Origin of the sequence: Rhizobium tibeticum (assembly GCF_900110205.1) — a bacterium.
In the GTDB taxonomy this organism is placed as follows: domain Bacteria; phylum Pseudomonadota; class Alphaproteobacteria; order Rhizobiales; family Rhizobiaceae; genus Rhizobium; species Rhizobium tibeticum.
The window spans coordinates 1-1,126 of the sequence record NZ_FOCV01000161.1 but is presented as its reverse complement, the minus strand read 5'-3'; the positions used below and the strand labels follow the sequence as shown (position 1 = coordinate 1,126).

Annotated in this window: 1 protein-coding gene; it reads left to right on the top strand. The window is 52.9% G+C overall.

The features are described from left to right. Positions 1–1,063: thioesterase domain-containing protein (locus BSG20_RS35415; protein ID WP_244551859.1), on the top strand; the 1,063-nt coding region annotated here is incomplete at its 5' end. Positions 1,064–1,126: the final 63 nt, after the last annotated feature.

Sequence of the window (1,126 nt, the reverse complement as noted above, 5' to 3'; positions counted from 1 at the left end):
GATCTGGGCGGAGCTTCTCGGGGTCGAGCGGGTCGGCCGCCACGACAACTTCTTCGAACTCGGCGGCCACTCGCTCCTGGCGGTGCAGTTGCTCGGTCGAACGCTCGCCATTGGGCTGAAGTTTAGCGCCGCCGATCTCTTCCAAGCCCCCATATTGAAGGAACTCGCATCAAAGATTCATTTTCAGCGACGGCCCAGCGTTCCGGAAGTGATTTCCGTTCAGGCAACCGGATCACAACCACCGCTCTTCTTTGTTCCCACAGGTTCGGGCGATTGTTCCTATGTCCTCAGTTTGATGGAGGAAATGGACGTAGACTGTCCCATCTACGCTCTGCCATGGCCGCCTTTCAAAGAAGTTTGTCCACCAACTCTAGAAGGAATAGCCGCGGAGGTGATCCTGGCGATTAGAGAGAGCCAGCCACGGGGTCCATACCGCTTTGCTGGATACTCATCAGGTGCAATCTTGGCTTACGCAATTGCCCAGCACTTGCTGAGTCTCGACGAAACTGTATCATTTATCGCTCTCATCGATGTTGCGTTACCCGCAAATCCATCAAGCATATCGCCCACCCAAATGGTACGAGAAGTGCTGCTGAATTCTTTTGAATCCTTAGATGATGAGCGCTTCGAAGTATTGGAACTCTTTGCTGGACAAAGTTCAATTGCCCAGCTGCTTGAAAAAGCACAGCAAATTGGGGCGATGCCTCTCGATCGTGATCTCCACAACGACGTTATGATGTATGAAAAGACTGTGCAGTTCCAAAGGGCGCTGGACTTGTATAAAGTTCCATCCCTGCCGGTTGAGATCCACCAGTTCTATGCCAACGGGCCTCTCCTCAGCCGTCGGGCGCGACCTCGAAGAAATTCAATGAGTCCTGAGGCAAGTTCGCCCATGCGGGGTTGGGACAGGGTTTTAAGTGAGGCGGCCATTCATACCATACCGGTGCCAGGCGACCACATGACGATGATGGATGTTCCAGAAAACCGTCGAGTTCTGGCTCGACAGTTATCGACGGCCTTAAACCGCTCATTGACAACAAAAGCTTCGAATCGATTCCGGTAAATGCCAGACAGTACGGCATCGTAAACTTAACGGATGAAGGCCAGCGAAAGACGCCATCCGCAG